Source organism: Streptomyces sp. enrichment culture (assembly GCF_964273255.1).
Classification (GTDB): domain Bacteria; phylum Actinomycetota; class Actinomycetes; order Streptomycetales; family Streptomycetaceae; genus Streptomyces.
In genome coordinates this window covers 700,641-721,301 of record NZ_OZ186835.1, presented here as the reverse complement: position 1 = coordinate 721,301, position 20,661 = coordinate 700,641, and the positions used below count along the sequence as shown (strand labels likewise).

Genomic DNA, 20,661 nt, shown 5'->3' with positions numbered 1-20,661 from the left:
CCACTCGCAAGGGAGCTGAAGTCATGCACGTCGCCATACTCGCCGGAGGACGCGGTGTCCGGCTGCGGCCCTACACGACGGCCCTGCCCAAACCGCTGATGCCGATCGGCGGGGAGTACGCCATCATCGACATCATCCTCCAGCAGCTCGCCTCCCAGGGCTTCACCCGCGTGACCCTCGCGGTGGGCCATCTCAGCTCGCTGGTCAAGGCCTTCGTCGGGGACGGTTCCCGCTGGGGCCTGCGGGTGGACTACGCCGAGGAGGACCGGCCGCTGTCCACCATCGGCCCGCTGTTCAACTTCCTCGACCGGCTGCCCGAGCACTTCCTCGTGATGAACGGCGACGTGCTCACCGACCTCGACTACGCGGACCTCCTGAACGTCCACCGGGCGTCGGGCGCGCCGCTGACCATCGCCGGCTACCGGCGCCAGGTCAAGATCGAGTTCGGCACCCTGGAGACGGCCGGCGGCCGGCTCGTGGCCTTCACCGAGAAGCCCACCCTGTCCTACGGCGTCAGCATGGGCGTCTACGCGGTCTCCGGCCGGGCGCTCGCCCGCTACCCGAGGAACACCCCGCTGGGCTTCGACCAGCTGGTGCTCGACCTGCTGGCGCGGGACGACAGGCCGCTGGTCTACGACTTCGACGGCTACTGGATGGACATCGGCAGCCCGGAGGACTACGAGCGGGCCAACCTGGCCTTCCCGAGCATGCGGTCCACCCTGCTGCCCGCCGCCCGGGACACCACCCGGAAGGTGGTCGCCTGATGACCTCCACCGTCCTGCTGTTCGGCGCGTCGGGATTCCTCGGCACCCCGGTCGCGGACCTCCTGGACCGGGACCGCCGCGTCGGCGCCCTGGTGCGCGTCAGCCGCCGGGACCGGCCGGACGGGCCCTGCCGGACGTGGCTGCGGCACGACCTCGTCGCGGACGGCACCGACGCCCTGGCGCGGCTGCTGCACCGGGTCGCGCCCGACGCCGTCGTCAACTGCGCCGGCCGCCTGTCCGGCGGTCCGGTCGCGCTGGTCGAGGCGAACGTCCTGGTCACCGCCCGGCTGCTGGAGGCCATGCGGGTGGCGGCCCCGTCCGCCCGGCTGGTGGTGCTCGGCTCCGCCGCCGAGTACGGCACGACCGTCCCCGGCGTCCCCGTCCGCGAGGACGCCCCGACGGCCCCGCTCAGTGCGTACGGGGTGACGCGGCTGGCGAGCACCCGGCTGGCCGAACTGACCGCCCGGGAGGGCGCCCTGGACGCCGTGGCGCTGCGGGTGTTCAACCCGGTCGGCCCCGGCCTGCCGCCCGAGAACCTGCTCGGCCGCGCCGCGCAGGCACTGCGCGAGGCCGCCCGCACCGGCGCCGGCCGCATCACCCTCGGACCGCTGGACGCCCACCGGGACTTCGTCGACGTCCGGGACGTGGCGGCGGCGGTCGTGGCGGCCGCGCTCGCCCGGCACGTGCCGCAGCCGGTGCTCAACGTCGGCAGCGGAGAGGCCGTCGGAGCACGCGACGCGGTCGCGCTGCTCGCCCGGACCGCCGGTTTCCGCGGCCGGGTCGCCGAGACCGCCCCGGCGCCGTCCCGCTCCCGGGACGTCCCCTGGATCGCCGCGGACGTGGAGCGGACCCGCTCCGCCCTGGACTGGAAGCCGGAGCACGACCTCGCCTCCTCGGTCCGCGCCTGCTGGGAGGGCTGAACAGCCGTGGGAACGCCGTGGAGGACAGCGCTGCTGGCCTGTTGCCTCGCCGTGCTCGCCGGATGCGTCGCCTCCGGCGGGACGGGCAAGCAGACCCCCGCACCCGTCGGCGCGCCGGTCCCCGCCGGCACCGACGGCATCACCGGCGCGGTGGTCCAGCTGCAGGCGTACCGGGACGGGAAGCTGGACGAACTGGCCCGCAGCGCCCACCCGCTGGCCGTCGTCGACCTGGCGCGGGACGCGTCGGCGTCCTACTTCTCCGCGGACGAGATCGGCCGGCTCAAGCGGTCCGGCAAGACGGTGCTCGCCTACTTCGAGATCGGCGCCCTGGAATGGTTCCGCCCCGACTACCCGGGCCTGCGGGAACGCCACCCCGGCCTGTTCCTCCAGGAGTGGGCGGAGTGGCCCGGCGAGTACTTCGTGCGGTACTGGGAGGAACGGTGGTGGCGGGAGGCGGTCCGGCCGCGCGTGGACCGGGCGCTCGCCGCCGGATTCGACGGGGTCTACCTCGACGCCGTGGTCGCCTACGAGGAGATCGCCCAGGACCGGGTGCCGGGCCTGACCACCGGGGAACGCGGCGCGCTGATGGCCGGACTGATCCGCCGGATCAGCGCCTACGCCAAGCGCGCCGAACCGGACTTCCTGGTCTTCCCGCAGAACGCGCCCGAACTGCGGCACCACCCCGGATACGTCGACGCCGTGGACGGCATCGGCATCGAGGAGCTCTTCTACCGGGCCACCGACCTCCCCTGCGACCTGGACTACTGCGCCCCCAACCTGCGCGAGACGCGGGCCCTGCGCAGGGCGGGCAAGACCGTGATCGCCATCGACTACGCCATCCGCCCCGAGAACATCGCCGACGCCTGCCGCAGGTACCGCGAGGAGGGCTTCGCCGGCTATGTGACCGTCCGCGACCTGGACGTGGTCTCGCCGCCATGTCCCTGACCGACTGACCGACTGACCGACAGGAGAAGCACACCATGACGCAGCAGACGCAGGCCTTCCGCCGGATCGGCGTGATCGGGATGGGCTACGTCGGCCTCACCCTCACCGCGGCCCTGGCCCGCAAGGGCTTCGAGGTCCACGGGGTGGACGTGCAGCCGGCCGTCCTGGAGTCCCTGGGGCGCGGCCGGCCCCACGTCTACGAACCGGGTGTCGACGAGACGTTCGCCGAACACACCGGCACCCGGATCCACATCGGGCCCGAACTGCCCGACGACCCGGTGGACGCCGCCATCCTGTGCGTGTCGACCCCCGTCGACGAACAGACGCACGAGCCGTACCTGAAGAACCTGGCCGTGGCCGCCGAACACGTCGCCCGGCGCTGCACGCCCGACACCCTGGTCGTCGTCCGCAGCACCGTGCCCGTCGGGACGAGCCGCGACGTGGTCCTGCCCCGGCTACTGGACGCCTGGGGCCGGGCCCGCCTGGTCATGGCGCCCGAACGCACCATCCAGGGACGGGCCCTGCGGGAACTGACCGGCCTGCCCCAGGTCGTGGGCGGACTCGACGAGGACAGCCTGCACCGCGGACGCGCCCTCTTCGAAGGGCTGGCCGACCGGGTCCTGACGGTGTCCAGCCTGGAGGCCGCCGAGCTGGTGAAGCTCACCAACAACTGCCACACCGACGTGATCTACGCCTTCGGCAACGAACTGGCCCTGCTCAGCGAACGGTTCGGCCTGGACCCGCTGGAGGTGATCCGCGCGACGAACCTGGACTATCCGCGCCCGGACATCGCCAAACCCGGCTACGTGGGCGGCGGCTGCCTGTCCAAGGACCCGTACATCATGGCCTTCGCCGGTGAACACGCGGGCCACCGGCCCGGGTTGATCGGCACGGCGCGGAAACTGAACGAGGAGCTGCCGGTGCACGTGGCGCACCGTGTGGCCGACTCCCTGCGCACGCTCGGCGGCACCACGCTGTACGTGCTCGGCTGGGCCTACAAGGGCTGGCCGCCCACCGACGACATGCGGGGCACCCCGATCGCCGCCATGATGCCGGTCTTCGACGCGGCCGGCGTGCGGGTGCTCGGCCACGACCCGCTGGTCGACGCCGAGGTGATCCGCGCCCACGGCGGCGAACCCGTGGACGACGTGTACGCCGGCTTCCGCGACGCCGACGCCGTCCTGGTGATCACCGACCACCCCGACTACCGCGGCCTCGACGTCGCCCGCGCCCTGGACGGCTCCCGCGCCCGCCTGGTCTTCGACTCCTGGCGGATCCTCGACGCGGCCGCCGTCACCGAGCGGGGCGTGCGCTACGAGGGTCTCGGCTACACCTCGGCGGCCCCGGCCGCCCCGGTCCCGGTGGTGACGGCATGAAGGCGCTCATCCTGGGCGGCGCGGGCTTCATCGGCCTGCACCTGGCCCGCAGTCTGCTGGCCGACGGCCACCGGGTGACCCTGGTGGACGACTTCTCCCGCGGCCGGGACGACACGGACCTCGCGTCCGTCGACGCCGAGGTGCTGCACGCCGACCTCACCGTGCCCGCCGACTACCGGGACATCCCGCACGGGTGGGACCAGGTGTACCTGCTCGCCGCCGTCGTCGGCGTGCGCAACGTCGAACGCGACCCCGCGCGCGTCATCCGCGTCAACAGCCTGGCCGTGCTCAACGCGCTGGACTGGATCCGGCCCGGCGAACGCCTCTTCTTCGCCTCCACCAGCGAGGTGTACGCGGGCGGCGTCAGCGCCGGCACGGTACCGGTGCCCACCCCCGAGAACGTCCCCCTGACCGTCCGGGACGTCACCGCGCCCCGCTTCGCCTACGGGGTGAGCAAGATGCTCGGCGAGGCGGCCGTCGTGCACACCGCACGCGCCCGCGGCATCCCCTGCGTCATCGGCCGCTTCCACAACGTCTACGGCCCGCGCATGGGCGAGGCGCACGTCATCCCCGAGGTGGCCCTGCGGGCGCTGCGCGGCGAGGACCCGTTCCGGGTGTACGGCGCCGAGCAGTCCCGGGCCTTCTGCCACGTCGCCGACGCCGTCGACGCGGTCCGCCGGCTGATGGTGCCCGGCGTCGCCGACGGCAGGATCGTCCACATCGGCAACGACCGCGAGGAGACCGCCGTCGCCGACCTCACCGGGCTGATCCTGCGCGTCGTCGGCCACGACCCCGAGATCACGTACGCCCCGGCCCCGCCGGGCTCCGTGGCGCGCCGCTGCCCGGACCTGCGGCTGCTGCGGTCCCTCACCGGGTACGAGCCCGCCGTGTCCCTGGAGGACGGCGTGCGGGACACCGTCGCCTGGTACGCCGGCAGCGGTGCCGGGACGCCCGCACGGGCCGGGTGAGCCGCTCACCCGTGCCCAGCCCGCCCACGAAGGGGGCGAAGGCCATGGAACCCCATCCGCTTCCCGGGCCGCACGGCCGCACGCCGGACCCGCCACACGGCACACCGGCGCGGGGTGCCCGTCATGACGCCGCGCATTGAGGACTACGCGCTGATCAGCGACCTGGAGACGGCCGCGATGGTGAGCCGGCACGGCTCCATCGACTGGCTGTGCCTGCCCCGCTTCGACTCCCCGGCCTGCCTGGCCGCGCTGCTGGGGACGCCGGAGCACGGGTTCTGGCGGGTGGCGCCCGTCGCCCGCGGCGCCTGCAACCGGCGCGCCTACCGGCCGGACACCCTGGTGCTGGAGTCCGTCTGGGAGAGCGGCCAGGGGGCCGTCCGCGTCACCGACTTCATGCCGCCCCGGACCCGGTGGCCCTGTGTCGTCCGGGTGATCGAGGGACTGTCCGGCAGCGTCGCCATGCGCAGCGAGCTGCGGCTGAGGTTCCACCACGGACGCGTCGTGCCGTGGATCCGCCGGGAGGGCTCCCGCACCCTCGCGGTGGCCGGCCCGGACGCCGTCTGGCTGGACGCCGACGCGTCCGCGCCGGTCGGCGAGCACGGCGACGCCGGCGTCCTGGACTTCACCGTGCGGGCCGGCCGCCGCCTCGCCCTGACGCTGGCCTGGTCGCCCTCGCACCGCGACGTGCCGCCCGAACCGCTGTCCGTCCCGGCGGGGGCGGCGCTGGAGCAGACCACCGGCTTCTGGCGGGACTGGGCCGCCCAGTGCCGCTACCGGGGGCCCTGGCGCGAGGCCGTCGTCCGGTCCCTGATCACCCTCAAGGCCCTCACCTACGCCCCCACCGGCGGCATCGTCGCGGCGCCCACCACCTCGCTGCCCGACCGCATCGGCGGCGCGGAGAACTGGGACCACCGCTACTGCTGGCTGCGGGACTCCAGCCTCACCCTGTCCTGCCTGCTGCGCAGCGGCTACCGGGAGGAGGCCACCGCCTGGCTGGACTGGCTCGTCAGAGCCGTCGCCGGAGACCCCGCCGACCTGCAGACCGTGTACGGCGTCCAGGGGCAGCGGCTGCTGCCGGAGACCGAGGCGCCCTGGCTGCCCGGCTACGAGGGGTCGCGGCCGGTACGGTTCGGCAACTCCGCGGTGGGCCAGTTCCAGCTCGACGTGTACGGCGAGGTCGTCGACGCGCTGTGGCTCTCGCTGCGCGCCGGGATCGCGATCCCCGCGCACCTGTGGCACCTCGTCGAGACGCTGATGGCGTTCCTCCAGGACCACTGGCGCGAACCCGACCAGGGCCTGTGGCAACTGCGGGGCGTGCGGCGGCAGTTCGTGCACTCCAAGGTGATGGCGTGGCTGGCGGCCGACCGCGCCCTGCGGATGGGCGAGCTGCTCGGCCGCAACGGCTCCTGTGCCGGCTGGCGGGCCATGCGCGCACAGGTGCACCGGGAGGTGTGCCGGGAGGGCTGGGACCCGGCCCGGCACACCTTCGTGCAGTCCTACGGATCGTCCGCCCTGGACGCCTCCGCCCTGCTCATCCCGCGGCTCGGCTTCCTGCCGCCCGGCGACCCGCGGGTGCGGGGCACGGTGCGGGCGATGGAGCGGCTGCGGTACGGCGGGTTCGTCCGCCGCTACGGACCCGGCGGCGACGGCGCCCCGGAGGGCACGTTCGTGTCGTGCTCCCTGTGGTACGCCGACGCCCTGGCCGCCACCGGGCGCCCGCGCCGGGCCCGGGAGGAGTTCGAGCGGGTCCTCGGCATCCGCAACGACGTGGGCCTCCTCGCCGAGCAGTGGGACCCCGACACCGGCCGCCAGCTCGGCAACGCCCCGCAGGCGGTCAGCCACCTCGCCCTGGTGAAGACGGCCTTCGCCCTGTCCCCGGACCACGCCCGCCCGGCCCGTCGGCCCGCCGCGGCGGCGCACCGGACCTGAGGAGCCGGGCCGCCGCGCGCGGCGCCGGGTTCTCGGACGCGGACGGGCCGCCACGCACGCCGCGAACGCCGCGCCCGTCACGCACGCCGCGCCCGCCGCGTCCGGTGCGGCGTCCGCGTGCTACGCGTTCTCCCCGGTGCGGGGCGCCGGGTCCCGGTAGCCGTGCGGGTTCAGGCACTGGAAGTGCCAGGTGTCGCGGCAGACGTCCGCCAGGTCCCGGGCGGGGCGCCAGCCCCAGGCGCGCGTCAGCGCGGTCGAGTCGGCCACCAGCTCGGGGACCGCGCCCGGGTCGCCGGGCAGCACGTCGTACGGCACCGGCCGCCCGGTCGCCGCGGTGAAGGCGGAGATCACGTCGTGGACCGAACTGCCCCTGTTGCGGGCGAGGTTGTACACCGTCATGCCGGGCCGGTCGACGAGGTGGTCGAGAGCCACCCGGTGTGCCTCCACGGCGTCCATGACGTGCAGGTAGTCGCGGACGAGGGTGCCGTCACGGGTGGGGTGGTCGTCGCCGCGCACGTCGAGCCTCGGCCGCCGCCCGTCGGCCACCAGCGCCATCCGCGGGAGCAGCGAGTCGGGGGCGTTGCGCTGGTCCTCGCCGAGCAGGCCGCTGGGATGGGCGCCGGCCGGGGTGGAGCACCGCAACGCCACCACGGTGCACTGGGGGCAGTGCCGGCAGATGTCCTCCAGGATGCGTTCGCACACCCACTTCGACATCGCGTACGGCGTGACGGGACGCGGCGGCGTCCGCTCGTCCAGCGGGCCGCGCCCGGCGTCGCCGTAGACCGCGTAGGAGGAGTGGTACACGAGGTGGTGCACCCCGTGCTCGTGCATGGTGCGCAGCAGGGAGGTGGTGCCGCCGACATTGGCGTCGTAGTAGCCGACCGGGGTGCGGGTGGAGCGGTCCTCGGACTTGTGCGACGCGAAGTGCACGACGGCGTCCACGGAGTGCCGCTCGAAGACGGCGGACAGGGCGGGCCGGTCGCGGATGTCCAGCTGGTAGACCGCGCCGACGAAGCGCCCGGCGACGCGTTCCACCCGGGAGAAGACGCGGGGCGTGCTGTTGGAGTAGTCGTCGACCACGATCACCTCGTAGCCGTGGTCCAGGAGGTCGGTGCACGTGAGGCTGCCGACGAAACCGGCGCCGCCGGTGACCAGGACGGTCGACGCGGCCCAGCCGCCTGCCTCGGCGCCCGGCCCCGGCCGGCGACGGCCGGCGGGACGGGGCGCTCGGGGGGACTGCGGCCGGTTGCGCGCCATGAGCGGTTCCCTAGCGAGGCTGACACCATATGTTTACGGTGTATATGTCCGATGGTCCTGCACGGACGCCGACGAGTCAAGGGAGCCGGGGCACGCCGGACCACCCCCTCGGGCGGGACGGGCAGGGGTCGGACGCCGGCCGCGCGGCGGAACTGGCCACGGTACGGGGGCGGCACCGCGGCCGGCCCGGAGCTCAGGACCTGACCAGCAGCTGGAAGTCGAAGGTGTACCGCGAGGCCCGGTAGATGTGGGTGCCGAACTCCACCGCGCGGCCGGTGTCGTCGTAGGCCGTGCGCTGCATGGTGAGCAGGGCGGCGCCGGGCCGCTCGTCCAGGCGGCCGGCCTCCTCCGCCGTGGCCGAGCGGGCGCCCACGGTCTGCCGGGCGCTGTGCAGGGTGATCCCGGCCGCGCGCATCATCCGGTACAGGCCGGTCGACTCCAGCCGGGCGTCGTCCAGGTCCAGCAGGTCCGGTGGGAGGTAGTTGCTGAGCAAGGCGACCGGCTGGCCGTGCGTGCTGCGCAGGCGCTCCAGGTGGACCACCTCGGCGCCCTCCGTCAGGCCCAGCGCGGCGGCCACGTCCGCGGAGGCGGGCACCGTCAGGTTGCTGACCACCCGGGTCGCCGGTCCCTGCCCGGCCGCCTCCATGTCGTCGTAGAGGCTGCTGAGCTCCAGGGGGCGTCTGACCTGGCTGTGCACCACCTGGGTGCCCACCCCGCGCCGCCGGACCAGCAGCCCCTTGTCGACGAGGGACTGGATGGCCTGGCGGACGGTGGGGCGGGACAGGCCGAGGCGGACCGAGAGGTCGACCTCGTTGCCCAGCAGGTTGCCCGGGGCGAGCACCCCCTGGTCGATGGCGCCCTCCAGCTGCTGGGCGAGCTGGTGGTACAACGGCACCGGACTGCTCCGGTCCAGGGCGAAGTCGACTGAGCTGAGCGCGGAGCCGGCCTCGGCGCGTGCGGGATCGCCGGTCTTCGCCATGGGCGGACCTTCCTGGTGGGGGAGCGGGCGGGTGGTCAGGAGTTGCTGGGGAAACCGAGGTTGATGCCGGCGTCCGACGGGTCCGGCCAGCGGGTGGTGACGACCTTGCCGCGGGTGTAGAAGGCGATGCCGTCGTTGCCGTAGATGTGCAGGTCGCCGAAGAGGGAGTCCTTCCAGCCGCCGAAGGAGTGGTAGCCGACGGGGACCGGGATGGGGACGTTGACGCCGACCATGCCGGCCTTGACCTCCAGCTGGAAGCGGCGGGCGGCGCCGCCGTCCCGGGTGAAGATCGCGGTGCCGTTGCCCCAGCGGGAGGAGTTGATCAGCTCGATGGCCTCGTCGTAGGTCTCCGCCCGGACCACGCACAGCACCGGGCCGAAGATCTCGTCCCGGTAGGCGTCCGCCGTCACCGGCACCCGGTCCAGCAGGGAGACCCCGAGGAAGAACCCGTCCTCGTGGCCCTCGACCGTGAGGCCGGTGCCGTCCACGACGACTTCGGCGCCCTGCGCCGCCGCGCCCGCCACGTACGAGGCCACCTTGTCACGGTGCTCGCGGGTGATCAGCGGGCCCATCTCGGACGCCGGGTCGTCCCCGGGCCCGATGCGCAGCGCCCGCGCCCGCTCGGCGATCCGGCCGACCAGCTCGTCGCCGGTGTCGCCGACCGCGACGACCACCGACACCGCCATGCAGCGTTCGCCGGCCGACCCGTAGGCCGCGTTGATCGCCTGGTCGGCGGCCAGGTCCAGGTCGGCGTCGGGCAGCACCAGCATGTGGTTCTTGGCGCCGCCGAGCGCCTGCACCCGCTTGCCGTGCTCCACGGCCTTCAGCTGGATGTGCCGGGCGATGGGCGTGGAGCCGACGAAGGACACCGCCTCGACGTCGGGGTGCTCCAGGAGCCGGTCCACCGCCTCGCGGTCGCCCTGCACCACGTTCAGCACGCCGTCGGGCAGACCGGCTTCGGCGGCCAGTTCGGCCAGCCGCAGCGACGCCGACGGGTCCTTCTCGGACGGCTTCAGGACGAAGGTGTTGCCGCAGGCGATGGCCAGCGGGAACATCCACATCGGCACCATCGCCGGGAAGTTGAACGGGGTGATGCCGGCCACCACGCCCAGCGGCTGGCGGATCGAGGCGACGTCGACCCGGGTGGAGACCTGGGTGGACAGCTCGCCCTTGAGCTGCACGCTGATGCCGCAGGCCAGCTCCACGATCTCCATGCCCCGCGCGACCTCGCCGAGGGCGTCGGAGTGCACCTTGCCGTGCTCGGCGGTGATCAGGGTGGCGATCTCGTCGCGGTGGGCGTCCAGCAGTTCCCGGTACTTGAACAGGATCGCCGTGCGCTGGGCGAGCGAGGAGGCGCCCCAGGTGGTGAACGCGTCCTTCGCGGCGGCGACGGCGGCGTCCACCTCGTCGGCGGTCGCGAACGCGACCTGCTTCTCCTGGACGCCCGTGGCCGGGTTCCATACCGGGCCGAAGCGGCCGGAGGTGCCGTCGACGGGCTTGCCGCCGATGAAGTGGCTGATGGTCTTCATGTGCGCAACGGACCTTTCGTAAGGGGGGAGTTCTACAGGTGGCGGCGGCGGACGGCGACCTCGCGGTCGTAGACCTTGCGGGCCCGCACGGCCGCCTCGCGGTCCGCCACCTCGGCCACCGGCACGTCCCACCAGGCCTCGGCCGGGGGAGCGGTGGGCGACGGGTCGGTCTCCACGTACACGCACGTGGGACGGTCCGAGGCGCGGGCCTCGGCGAGCGCGGACCGCAGTTCGCCCACCGTCTTCGCGCGCAGCACGTCCATGCCGAGGCTGGCCGCGTTGGCCGCCAGGTCGACGGGCAGCGGGGCGCCGGTGAAGGTGCCGTCCTCGGCCCGGTGGCGGTAGGCGGTGCCGTAGCGCTCGCCGCCCACCGACTCCGACAGACCGCCGATGGAGGCGTAGCCGTGGTTCTGGATCAGCACGACGTTGACCGGCAGGCGTTCCTGCACGGCGGTGACGATCTCCGTCGGCATCATCAGGTAGGTGCCGTCGCCCACCAGCGCCCACACCGGCGTACCGGGCGCCGCCTGCTGGACGCCCAGGGCGGCGGGGATCTCGTAGCCCATGCAGGAGTAGCCGTACTCCAGGTGGTACTGGCGGGGGCTGCGCGCGCGCCACAGCTTGTGCAGGTCGCCGGGGAGCGACCCGGCCGCGTTGATCACCACGTCCTCGTCGCCCACCACCGCGTCCAGCGCGCCCAGCACCTGCGTCTGCGTCGGCACCGCACTGTCGTGGTCCGCCCGGTAGGCGTCGGCGACGATCCCGTCCCAGCGCTCCTTGCCGGCCCGGTACTCGGCGGCGTACTCCTCGCCGACCCGGTACCCGTCGAGTGTCGCGGTGAGCTGCTCCAGGCCGGTGCGGGCGTCGCAGACCAGGGTGCGGGCGGCCATCTTGTGGGCGTCGAAGCCGGTGACGTTGAGGTTGAGGAAGCGCACGTCCGGGTTCTGGAAGAGGGTGCCGGAGGCGGTGGTGAAGTCGGTGTAGCGGGTGCCCACCCCGATCACCAGGTCGGCGGTGCGGGCCAGGTCGTTGCTGACCGCGGTGCCGGTGTGGCCGATGCCGCCGAGGTCGGCGGGGTCGTCGTGGCGCAGGGAGCCCTTGCCGGCCTGGGTGGAGGCGACGGGGATCCCGGTCGCGTCCGTGAACGCCTTCAGCGCCTCCTCGGCCTCGCTGTGGTGGACGCCGCCGCCCGCGACGAGCAGCGGGCGGCGCGCGGACCGGACCGCCTCGGCCGCCGCGGCCAGTTCGACCGGGTCCGGCGCGGTCCGCCGTACGTACCAGACGCGGTCGGCGAAGAACTCCTCCGGCCAGTCGTACGCCTCCGCCTGCACGTCCTGGGGGAGGGCCAGGGTGACCGCGCCGGTCTCGGCGGGGTCGGCGAGCACCCGCATCGCCTGGAGCGCGGACGGGATCAGGGCCTCGGGGCGGGTGATCCGGTCGAAGAAGCGGGACACCGGGCGCAGGGTGTCGTTGACGGACACGTCGGGGCCGGCCGGGTGCTCCAGCTGCTGCAGCAGCGGGTCGGCGGCCCGGCCGGCGAAGTAGTCGCCGGGCAGCAGCAGGACCGGCAGCCGGTTGATGGTGGCCAGCGCGGCGCCGGTCACCAGGTTGGTCGCGCCGGGGCCGATCGACGTGGTGACCGCCTGCGCGGAGAGCCGGTTGAGCTGGCGGGCGTGGCCGACGGCCGCGTGCACCATGGACTGCTCGTTGCGGCCCTGGTGGTAGGGCATGACGTCGGCGTACTCGACGAGTGCCTGCCCGATGCCCGCCACGTTGCCGTGGCCGAAGATGCCCCACGTTCCGGAGATGAGCCGGCGGCGTACGCCGTCCCGCTCGGTGTACTGGGCGGACAGGAACCGCACCAGGGCCTGCGCGGTCGTCAGTCGGCGGGTGGCGGCGCTCATGCGGACCTCTCCGGGGCGGTGTAGAGGGGCAGTCGGGGGTCGACGGGCTGGTCCGGCCAGGTGTCGCGGATCCAGGCGTGGTCGGGGTGGTCGCAGATCAGCCAGGCGCGCTCGTCCTCGGGCCCGGCCATCACGTTGAGGTAGTACATGTGGTGGCCGGGCACCGCCATGGACGGCCCGTGCCAGCCGTCCGGGATGAGGACCACGTCGCCGTCGCGCACCTCGGCCAGCACGTCGGTGTCCCGGCCCGGTCCGGAGGGCGAGACCCGCTGGTAGCCCAGGCCCGGGGTGCCGTCGTGGGCGGCGAACTCGAAGTAGTAGATCTCCTCCAGCACGGACTCCTCGCCGGGCCGGTGCTCGTCGTGCTTGTGCGGCGGGAAGGACGACCAGTTGCCGCCCGGGGTGAGCACCTCGACGGCGATCAGCTTGTCGCACTCGAAGACCCCGGCGGCGCCGAAGTTGTTGACCTGGCGGGAGCAGTTGCCGGTGCCGCGCAGCTCCACGGGCACGTCGGAGGCGGGCCCGTAGCGGGCGGGCAGCCGGCGGGTGCAGCGGGCGCCGGTGAGCGCGAACCGTCCGCCGGCGGCGCTGGTGACGCTCGCCCGGGCGTCGCGCGGGACGTAGGCGAAGTCGGTGACGCCGTCGAACACACTGGTGCGGCCGGTGAGTTCGAAGGTCTCGTGGCCGAAGTCGTCGTCCGCGGTGACCGTGCAGCCGCCGCTCAGCGGCAGCACGATCCACTCGCTGTCGCCGGTGTCGAAGGTGTGGCTGCCGCCGGGCGGCAGTTCGAGCACGCGCAGACTGGAGTATCCCCAGCCGGCGCTCTCCGGGCTGATGTCGACCAGGTGGGGGCCGGCCGAGGCGCGGCCCGCGGGGAGGTGATGCGTCATGGCAGCCTTTCGTCTCACAACAGGCCGACGGCGGTGTCCACCGCCGCCTCCACGGTGCCGGAGGCCGGGTACAGCAGTGAGCGGCCGACGACCATCCCCTGCACCGAGGGCAGCCGCAGGGCCTTGCCCCACCGTTCGTACGCCGCGTCCTGGTCGCCGACCTCGCCGCCGAGGAGCACCACGGGCAGGGTGGAGGTGCGGAGCACCTCGGCCATGTCGTCGGCGTTCTCGGTGACCGGCAGCTTCAGCCAGGTGTAGGCGGAGGTGCCGCCGAGGCCGGAGGCGATGGCGACGGACCGGGTGACCGCCTCGGCGGAGAGGTCGTTGCGGACCCGGCCGTCGACGCGGCGGGATATGAACGGCTCGACGAACACCGGCAGGCGGCGCTCGGCCATCGCGTCGATCGCGCGGGCGGTGGACTCCAGGGTGGTCAGCGAGCCCGGGTCGTCGTAGTCGACGCGGACCAGCAGCTTGCCCGCGTCGAAGCCGAGGCGTTCGATGTCCTCGGGCCGGTGGCCGGTGAAGCGGTCGTCCATCTCGAACGCGGCGCCGGCCAGGCCGCCGCGGTTCATCGACCCCATGACCACCTTGTTCTCCAGCGCCCCGAGCAGGAGCAGGTCCTCCAGGACGTCCGCGGTGGCCAGCACCCCGTCGACGCCCGGCCGGGACAGCGCGACGCACAGGCGTTCCAGCAGGTCGGCCCGGTCGGCCATGGCCAGGGGCCGGCCGCCGACGCCGAGCGCGCCGCGGGCCGGGTGGTCGGCGGCCACGATCATGAGCCGTCCGCTGTCGCCGATCAGCGGGCGGCGGGACCGGCGCGCGGCCGCCTCCGCGACGGCCTCGGGGTGACGGGCCCGGACCGTGGTGAGGTCGGGAATGCTGAGATTCAAGACAGGGGCTCCGTTTCAGGGCTGGCCCGGCCGGCCGGCCGCGGTCGGCGACTCGGCCCGGGCGAGGAGGTCCGCGACCTCCGGTGCGGTCGGCATGGCGGACGAACAAGCGAGGCGCGAGGCGACCAGCGCGCCGGCGGCGTTGGCGTGCCGCATGGTCTTCTCCAGGTCCCAGCCGGCCAGCAGCCCGTGGCAGAGCGAGCCGCCGAAGGCGTCGCCCGCGCCGAGCCCGTTGACCACGTCGACCGGCACCGGCGGCACCTCGGCCCGGGTGCCGTCGCGGTGCACCGCGAGGACGCCCTTGGGGCCCTGCTTGACCACGGCCAGCTCCACGCCGGCCGCGAGCAGCGCCTCGGCGCAGGCGGCGGGCTCGCGCACGCCGGTGGCGACCTCGCACTCGTCGAGGTTGCCGACCGCGACGGTCGTGTGGCGCAGGGCCTCGCGGTAGTACGGGCGGGCCTCGTCGGGGTCGCGCCAGAACATCGGGCGCCAGTCGAGGTCGAAGACGGTGGGCCCGGACTTGGCGCGGGCCTCCAGAGCGGCGAGCGTGGCCGAGCGGCTGGGCTCCTCGCTGAGCCCGGTGCCGGTGACCCAGAAGATGCCGGCGGCGCGCACCGCCCCGAGGTCCAGCTCCTCGGCGTGGATCTCCAGGTCGGGGGCCTTGGGCCGGCGGTAGAAGTACAGCGGGAAGTCGTCCGGCGGGAAGATCTCGCAGAACGTCACCGGCGTCGGGTACGCGGCGACCGGGGTGACCCAGCGGTCGTCGACGCCGAAGTCCTTCAGCGCCTCGTGCAGGTAGGTGCCGAAGGGGTCGTCGCCGGTGCGGCTGACGAGCGCGGTGGAGCGGCCCAGCCGGGCCGCGGCGACGGCGACGTTGGCGGCCGAGCCGCCCAGGAACTTCCCGAACGTCTCCACCTTCGGCAGCGGCACTCCGGTCTGCAGGGGGTAGAGGTCGACCCCGATGCGGCCCATCGTGATCAGGTCGAAATACTGTGGTGAGACGGTCATTGAGCGACGCTCCTCGAGCTGCTGGGGATGCGGGTCCCAAGGCGCCCTGAAACGGTGGGGGCGTGGTTTCCGGGGGCCTGCCGCCTCTCAGGTGTAGGTCGCGGAGGGCGGCGGTGTCAAGGGTTTGTACTTACATTCGGACTAGCTCGTGAAATGATGTCTTAACAAAGTATTGACAGCGGGCGCGACACGGGATTTGATCCGGTCCCAGCACACCAGCCGTTTCCACGGCACACACCCCGGACTCCCGAGGATCCGGGCCGGATCCTCGGACTCCCGCCCTTTCCCCCGTGTAGCACAGTGAGGTGCAGGCAACGATGGACCGCTCTTCGCACACCCGCTCCCGCAGAATCGCCCCGTACGTCGCGGTGGCCGCGGCAGCCGCCCTGACCCTCGCCGGCTGCTCCAGCGGCTCCGGCGGCAAGAAGTCGGAGGAGGGCGGCGCCGAGGCGTCGGCGGGCAAGGCCTCCACGCCCCGCATGACCGTCGCCCTCGTCACCCACCAGGCCCCCGGCGACACCTTCTGGGACATCGTCCGCAAGGGCGCCGAGGCCGCGGCGGCCAAGGACAACATCAAGCTGGTCTACTCCGCCGACCCGAACGCGGGCAACCAGGCCAACCTGGTGCAGAACGCGATCGACCAGAAGGTCGACGGCATCGCCGTCACCCTCGCCAAGCCCGACGCGCTCAAGGGCGTCATCGCCAAGGCGGAGGCGGCCGGCATCCCGGTCGTCGGCCTGAACTCCGGTCTCAGCGACTGGAAGGAGCTCGGCCTGCTGGAGTTCTTCGGCCAGGACGAGTCCGTCGCCGGTGAGGCCTTCGGCAAGAAGCTCAACGAGGTCGGCGCCAAGAACGCCGTCTGCGTCATCCAGGAACAGGGCAACGTCGGGCTCACCCAGCGGTGCGCCGGCCTGGAGAAGACCTTCGAGGGCAAGACCCAGGTCCTGAACGTCAACGGCACCGACATGCCGTCGGTGAAGTCGACGATCACCGCCAAGCTGAAGCAGGACTCCTCGATCGACTACGTCGCCACCCTCGGCGCCCCCTTCGCCGCGACCGCGGTGCAGTCGGTCGCCGACGCCGGCAGCAAGGCGAAGGTCGCCACCTTCGACCTCAACAAGGACCTGACCAAGGCCATCAAGGCCGGCGACATCGAGTTCGCCGTCGACCAGCAGCCCTACCTCCAGGGCTACCTCGCGGTGGACGGCCTGTGGCTGTACAAGAACAACGGCAACTACAGCGGCGGCGGCGAGCAGCCGGTCCTCACCGGCCCGGCCTTCGTCGACGAGTCCAACGTCGACGTGATCGACGGCTTCGCCGCGAAGGGCACCCGGTGATGAGCATGGCGCAGCAGGCTGAGCCGGCGGTGACCCCACCGCCGGCCCCCGGCCCCAAGGAGAGCGACGGACGTACCGTGCGGCGCCCGCTGGCGCTGCGCCTCCTGGCCCGTCCCGAGGTGGGTGTCTTCCTCGGGGCCCTGGCCATCCTGGTCTTCTTCCTGATCATGGCGCCGACCTTGCGTCAGGGCAGTTCGATGTCGACGGTCCTCTACCAGTCGTCGACCATCGGGATCATGGCGCTGCCCGTGGCGCTGCTGATGATCGGCGGCGAGTTCGACCTCTCCGCAGGCGTCGCCGTCGTCACCTCGGCGCTCACCGCGAGCATGCTCAGCTACCAGCTGACCATGAACGTCTGGGTCGGTGTGATCGTCGCCCTCGTGGTGTCCCTGGCGGTCGGCATGTTCAACGGCTGGATGCTGGTCAAGACCGGACTGCCCAGCTTCCTGATCACCCTGGGCACCTTCCTGATGCTCCAGGGACTCAACCTCGCGGTGACCAAACTCGTCACCACCAACGTCGCCACCGACGACATCAGCGACATGGACGGCTTCGACCAGGCCAAGGCCCTGTTCGCGTCCTCCTTCGACGTCGGCGGTGTCCAGGTCAAGATCACGGTGGTGTGGTGGCTGGTCTTCGCCGCGCTCGCCACCTGGGTCCTGCTGCGCACCAAGTACGGCAACTGGATCTTCGCCGTCGGAGGCAACAAGGAGAGCGCCCGCGCGGTGGGCGTCCCCGTCACCTTCACCAAGATCTCGCTGTTCATGCTGGTCGGCTTCGGCGCCTGGTTCGTCGGCATGCACAACCTGTTCTCCTTCAACACCGTGCAGTCCGGCGAGGGCGTGGGCCAGGAGCTCATCTACATCGCCGCGGCGGTCATCGGCGGCTGTCTGATGACCGGCGGCTACGGCTCCGCCATCGGCCCGGTGTTCGGCGCCTTCATGTTCGGCATGGTGCAGCAGGGCATCGTCTTCGCCGGGTGGAACCCCGACTGGTTCAAGGCCTTCCTCGGCGTGATGCTCCTCGGCGCCGTCCTCATCAACCTGTACGTCCAGCGCACGGCGACCCGGAGGTGACCGCAATGACCGACAAGACCACCGGCACCCACGGTGCCGTCCTGAAGGACACCCCGCCCGCCGGCGACCACCCCCTGGTGGAGCTTCGCGGGGCCGGCAAGTCCTACGGCAACATCCGCGCCCTGCACGGCGTCGACCTCAGCGTCCACCCCGGCAAGGTGACCTGCGTCCTCGGCGACAACGGCGCCGGCAAGTCCACCCTCATCAAGATCATCTCCGGGCTGCACCAGCACACCGAGGGCGAGTTCCTCGTCGACGGCGAGCCGGTGCGCTTCTCCACCCCCCGTGAGGCCCTCGACCGGGGCATCGCCACCGTCTACCAGGACCTCGCGGTCGTCCCGCTGATGCCGGTCTGGCGGAACTTCTTCCTCGGCTCCGAGATGACCAAGGGCCCCTGGCCCGTGCGCCGCCTCGACATCGAGCGGATGAAGAAGACCGCGGACGAGGAACTGCGCAACATGGGCATCGTCCTGGACGACCTGGAGCAGCCCATCGGCACGCTCTCCGGCGGACAGCGCCAGTGCGTCGCCATCGCCCGCGCGGTCTACTTCGGCGCCCGCGTCCTCATCCTGGACGAGCCCACCGCCGCCCTCGGCGTCAAGCAGTCCGGCGTCGTCCTGAAGTACATCGCCATGGCCCGCGACCGCGGCCTCGGCGTCATCTTCATCACCCACAACCCGCACCACGCCTACATGGTGGGCGACCACTTCAACGTGCTGCGTCTGGGCACGCTGGAACTCTCCGCGTCCCGCGGCGAGGTCGGCCTGGAGGAACTCACCAACCACATGGCGGGCGGCGCCGAACTGGCCGCCCTCAAGCACGAGCTGGCGCAGGTCCGCGGCGTCGACACCGAGGAACTGCCCGGGGACGGCGCCGTCCCGTCCCCCGCCGCCGCAACACCGGAAGGAAAGTCCTGACATGGCAGTCGCGCTCGACCGCATCAGGGTGGGCTCCGCCCCCGACTCCTGGGGCGTCTGGTTCCCCGACGACCCGCAGCAGGTGCCCTGGCAGCGCTTCCTCGACGAGGTCGCCGAGGCCGGCTACTCCTGGATCGAACTCGGCCCCTACGGCTACCTCCCCACCGACCCCGCCCGCCTCAACGACGAGGTGCAGCGCCGCGGCCTGAAGGTCTCCGCCGGCACCATCTTCTGCGGGCTGCACCGCGGGCCGTCCGAGTGGGACGCCACCTGGGAGCAGGTCAGCCGGGTGGCCGCCCTCACCCGCGACATGGGTGCCGAGCACCTCGTCGTCATCCCCTCCTTCTGGCGCGACGACAAGACCGCCGAGATCCTGGAGGCCCCCGAACTCACCACCGAGCAGTGGCGCCACCTGAGTACCGGCATGGAGCGGCTGGGCCGCGAGGTCCGCGACACCTACGGCCTCGACATCGTGGTCCACCCGCACGCCGACACCCACATCGACACCGAGGAGCACGTCGAGCGCTTCCTCGACTCCACCGACTCCGACGTGGTCAACCTCTGCCTCGACACTGGCCACTACGCCTACTGCGGCGGCGACAGCGTCAAGCTGATCGAGACCTACGGCGAACGCATCGGCTACCTGCACCTCAAGCAGGTCGACCCGGACATCCTCGCCGACGTCGTCAAGAACGAGATCCCCTTCGGGCCCGCCGTGCAGCGCGGCGTGATGTGCGAGCCGCCCGGCGGCGTGCCCGAGCTGGAGCCGGTCCTGGTGGCCGCCCAGAAGCTGGGCGTGGACCTGTTCGCCATCGTCGAGCAGGACATGTACCCCTGCGAGCCCGACAAGCCGCTGCCGATCGCCGTCCGCACCCGCAAGTTCCTCCGCTCCTGCGGCGCCTGACGAACCGACAGGAAGGCGGTACGCCATGAACCGGCGCGAACCCCTGGGCATCGCCGTCATCGGGGCCGGCCGGATGGGCGCCGACCACGTGCGCCGCATCGACCGGACCATCGGCGGTGCCCGGGTCGCCGCCGTGGCCGACGTGGACGCGGCGCGGGCCGAGGCCGTCGCCGCGGACATCGAGGGCTGCACCGCCCACACCGACCCGGCCGCCGCGATGGCCGCCCCCGGCGTCGACGCCGTCCTCGTCGCCTCGCCCGGCCCGGCCCACGAGGCCACCCTCCTCGCCGCGATCGAGCACGACCTGCCCGTCCTGTGCGAGAAGCCGCTCACCCCCGACGCGGCCTCCGCCCTGCGCGTCATGGAGGCCGAACAGGCCCTCGGCCACCGCCGGGTCCAGGTCGGCTTCATGCGCCGCTACGACGCGGAGTACGTGCGGCTGAAGGCCCTGCTGGACAGCGGGCAGCTCGGCCGCCCCCTGATGCTGCACAACCGCCACCGCAACGTGGCCAGCCCGCCCTTCTTCACCAGCTCCATGCTCATCACCGACTCCGTGGCCCACGAGGTCGACGCCACCCGCTGGCTGCTCGGTCACGAGATCACCGCGGTGACCGTGCTGCGGCCCGCCGCGTCGGCCGGCGCCCCGGAGGGACTGCGCGACCCGCAGTTCGTCGTGCTGGAGACCGACGGCGGCGCCCTCTCCGACGTGGAGATCTTCGTCAACTGCGGCTTCGGCTACCAGGTCCAGGCCGAGGCGGTCTGCGAACGCGGCACCGCCCGCATCGGCGACGGCCACGCCCTGGTGACCAACATGGCCGGGCGCTGGGGCGGCACCATCACCCAGGACTGGAGCGAGCGCTTCGCCCAGGCCTACGACGACGAGGTCCGGGCCTGGGTGGACTCCACCCGGCGCGGCGAGGTCACCGGCCCCGGCGTCTGGGACGGTTACGCGGCGGCCGCGGTCTGCGAGGCGGGCGTGCGCGCCCTGGAGAACGGCGGCCGGGTCGAGGTCGACCTGGTGGACCGGCCCGCCCTGTACCGGTGACCCATGACGTGTGGGGCGGCCCC

Annotated in this window: 18 protein-coding genes; 11 read left to right on the top strand and 7 right to left on the bottom strand. The window is 72.9% G+C overall.

The annotated features are described in order from the left end of the window. Positions 1-23 precede the first annotated feature (23 nt). From ACSU53_RS03195 to ACSU53_RS03170, 6 genes are all read left to right on the top strand, one after another. Positions 24-764, top strand: coding sequence for a nucleotidyltransferase family protein (locus tag ACSU53_RS03195; RefSeq protein WP_437024629.1), 741 nt, complete (start codon positions 24-26; stop codon positions 762-764). Then, positions 764-1,684 (top strand): NAD-dependent epimerase/dehydratase family protein, encoded by a 921-nt coding sequence (locus ACSU53_RS03190; protein WP_437024628.1) that lies wholly within the window; start codon positions 764-766, stop codon positions 1,682-1,684. The genes ACSU53_RS03195 and ACSU53_RS03190 overlap by 1 nt, the downstream gene beginning before the upstream one ends. Before the next feature lie 6 nt (positions 1,685-1,690). Further along, positions 1,691-2,629, top strand: a complete 939-nt coding sequence (locus ACSU53_RS03185) for an endo alpha-1,4 polygalactosaminidase (RefSeq protein WP_437024627.1) — start codon at positions 1,691-1,693, stop codon at positions 2,627-2,629. A gap of 35 nt (positions 2,630-2,664) precedes the next feature. Continuing rightward, a complete protein-coding gene (locus ACSU53_RS03180) occupies positions 2,665-4,005 on the top strand; it encodes a nucleotide sugar dehydrogenase (RefSeq protein ID WP_437024626.1) in 1,341 nt (446 codons plus the stop codon). Beyond that, on the top strand, positions 4,002-4,973 hold the full coding sequence (locus ACSU53_RS03175) for an NAD-dependent epimerase/dehydratase family protein (protein ID WP_437024625.1): 972 nt from the start codon (positions 4,002-4,004) through the stop codon (positions 4,971-4,973). The genes ACSU53_RS03180 and ACSU53_RS03175 overlap by 4 nt, the downstream gene beginning before the upstream one ends. Before the next feature lie 123 nt (positions 4,974-5,096). Then, positions 5,097-6,902, top strand: a complete 1,806-nt coding sequence (locus ACSU53_RS03170; RefSeq protein WP_437024624.1) for a glycoside hydrolase family 15 protein — start codon at positions 5,097-5,099, stop codon at positions 6,900-6,902. A 120-nt stretch (positions 6,903-7,022) separates the two neighbouring features. Here the strand turns inward: ACSU53_RS03170 and galE are convergent, their stop codons facing one another. From galE to iolC, 7 genes are all read right to left on the bottom strand, one after another. Further along, complete coding sequence (gene galE / locus ACSU53_RS03165) at positions 7,023-8,159, bottom strand: UDP-glucose 4-epimerase GalE (RefSeq protein ID WP_437024623.1); 1,137 nt, start codon at positions 8,157-8,159, stop codon at positions 7,023-7,025. Positions 8,160-8,352: 193 nt separating this feature from the next. Continuing rightward, positions 8,353-9,138: a GntR family transcriptional regulator gene (locus tag ACSU53_RS03160; protein WP_437024622.1), complete on the bottom strand. Its 786-nt coding sequence runs from the start codon at positions 9,136-9,138 to the stop codon at positions 8,353-8,355. A 35-nt stretch (positions 9,139-9,173) separates the two neighbouring features. Then, entirely contained in the window at positions 9,174-10,667 is a 1,494-nt protein-coding gene (locus ACSU53_RS03155) for a CoA-acylating methylmalonate-semialdehyde dehydrogenase (RefSeq protein ID WP_437024621.1), read from the bottom strand. 32 nt (positions 10,668-10,699) lie between these two features. Further along, the gene (gene iolD / locus ACSU53_RS03150) at positions 10,700-12,571 is read right to left on the bottom strand and encodes a 3D-(3,5/4)-trihydroxycyclohexane-1,2-dione acylhydrolase (decyclizing) (RefSeq protein ID WP_437024620.1); all 1,872 of its coding nucleotides are present in this window, start codon (positions 12,569-12,571) and stop codon (positions 10,700-10,702) included. Beyond that, positions 12,568-13,461 (bottom strand): 5-deoxy-glucuronate isomerase, encoded by an 894-nt coding sequence (iolB, locus tag ACSU53_RS03145; protein WP_437024619.1) that lies wholly within the window; start codon positions 13,459-13,461, stop codon positions 12,568-12,570. Before iolB ends, iolD begins: the two co-directional genes overlap by 4 nt. Before the next feature lie 14 nt (positions 13,462-13,475). Continuing rightward, complete coding sequence (locus ACSU53_RS03140) at positions 13,476-14,351, bottom strand: Cgl0159 family (beta/alpha)8-fold protein (protein ID WP_437024618.1); 876 nt, start codon at positions 14,349-14,351, stop codon at positions 13,476-13,478. Between the two features lie 15 nt (positions 14,352-14,366). Then, complete coding sequence (iolC, locus tag ACSU53_RS03135; protein WP_437024617.1) at positions 14,367-15,359, bottom strand: 5-dehydro-2-deoxygluconokinase; 993 nt, start codon at positions 15,357-15,359, stop codon at positions 14,367-14,369. A 317-nt stretch (positions 15,360-15,676) separates the two neighbouring features. On the opposite strand from iolC, the gene ACSU53_RS03130 reads away from it, so the two are divergent. From ACSU53_RS03130 to ACSU53_RS03110, 5 genes are read left to right on the top strand one after another with little or no spacing between them, the layout of a single operon-like run. Next, entirely contained in the window at positions 15,677-16,696 is a 1,020-nt protein-coding gene (locus tag ACSU53_RS03130) for a sugar ABC transporter substrate-binding protein (RefSeq protein WP_437024616.1), read from the top strand. Continuing rightward, the gene (locus tag ACSU53_RS03125; RefSeq protein WP_437024615.1) at positions 16,696-17,772 is read left to right on the top strand and encodes an ABC transporter permease; all 1,077 of its coding nucleotides are present in this window, start codon (positions 16,696-16,698) and stop codon (positions 17,770-17,772) included. The genes ACSU53_RS03130 and ACSU53_RS03125 overlap by 1 nt, the downstream gene beginning before the upstream one ends. Positions 17,773-17,777: 5 nt before the next feature. Beyond that, on the top strand, positions 17,778-18,689 hold the full coding sequence (locus tag ACSU53_RS03120; protein WP_437024614.1) for an ATP-binding cassette domain-containing protein: 912 nt from the start codon (positions 17,778-17,780) through the stop codon (positions 18,687-18,689). Position 18,690: 1 nt separating this feature from the next. Then, complete coding sequence (locus ACSU53_RS03115) at positions 18,691-19,593, top strand: sugar phosphate isomerase/epimerase family protein (protein WP_164337364.1); 903 nt, start codon at positions 18,691-18,693, stop codon at positions 19,591-19,593. A gap of 25 nt (positions 19,594-19,618) precedes the next feature. After that, positions 19,619-20,638, top strand: a complete 1,020-nt coding sequence (locus ACSU53_RS03110; RefSeq protein WP_437024613.1) for a Gfo/Idh/MocA family protein — start codon at positions 19,619-19,621, stop codon at positions 20,636-20,638. Positions 20,639-20,661 lie beyond the last annotated feature (23 nt).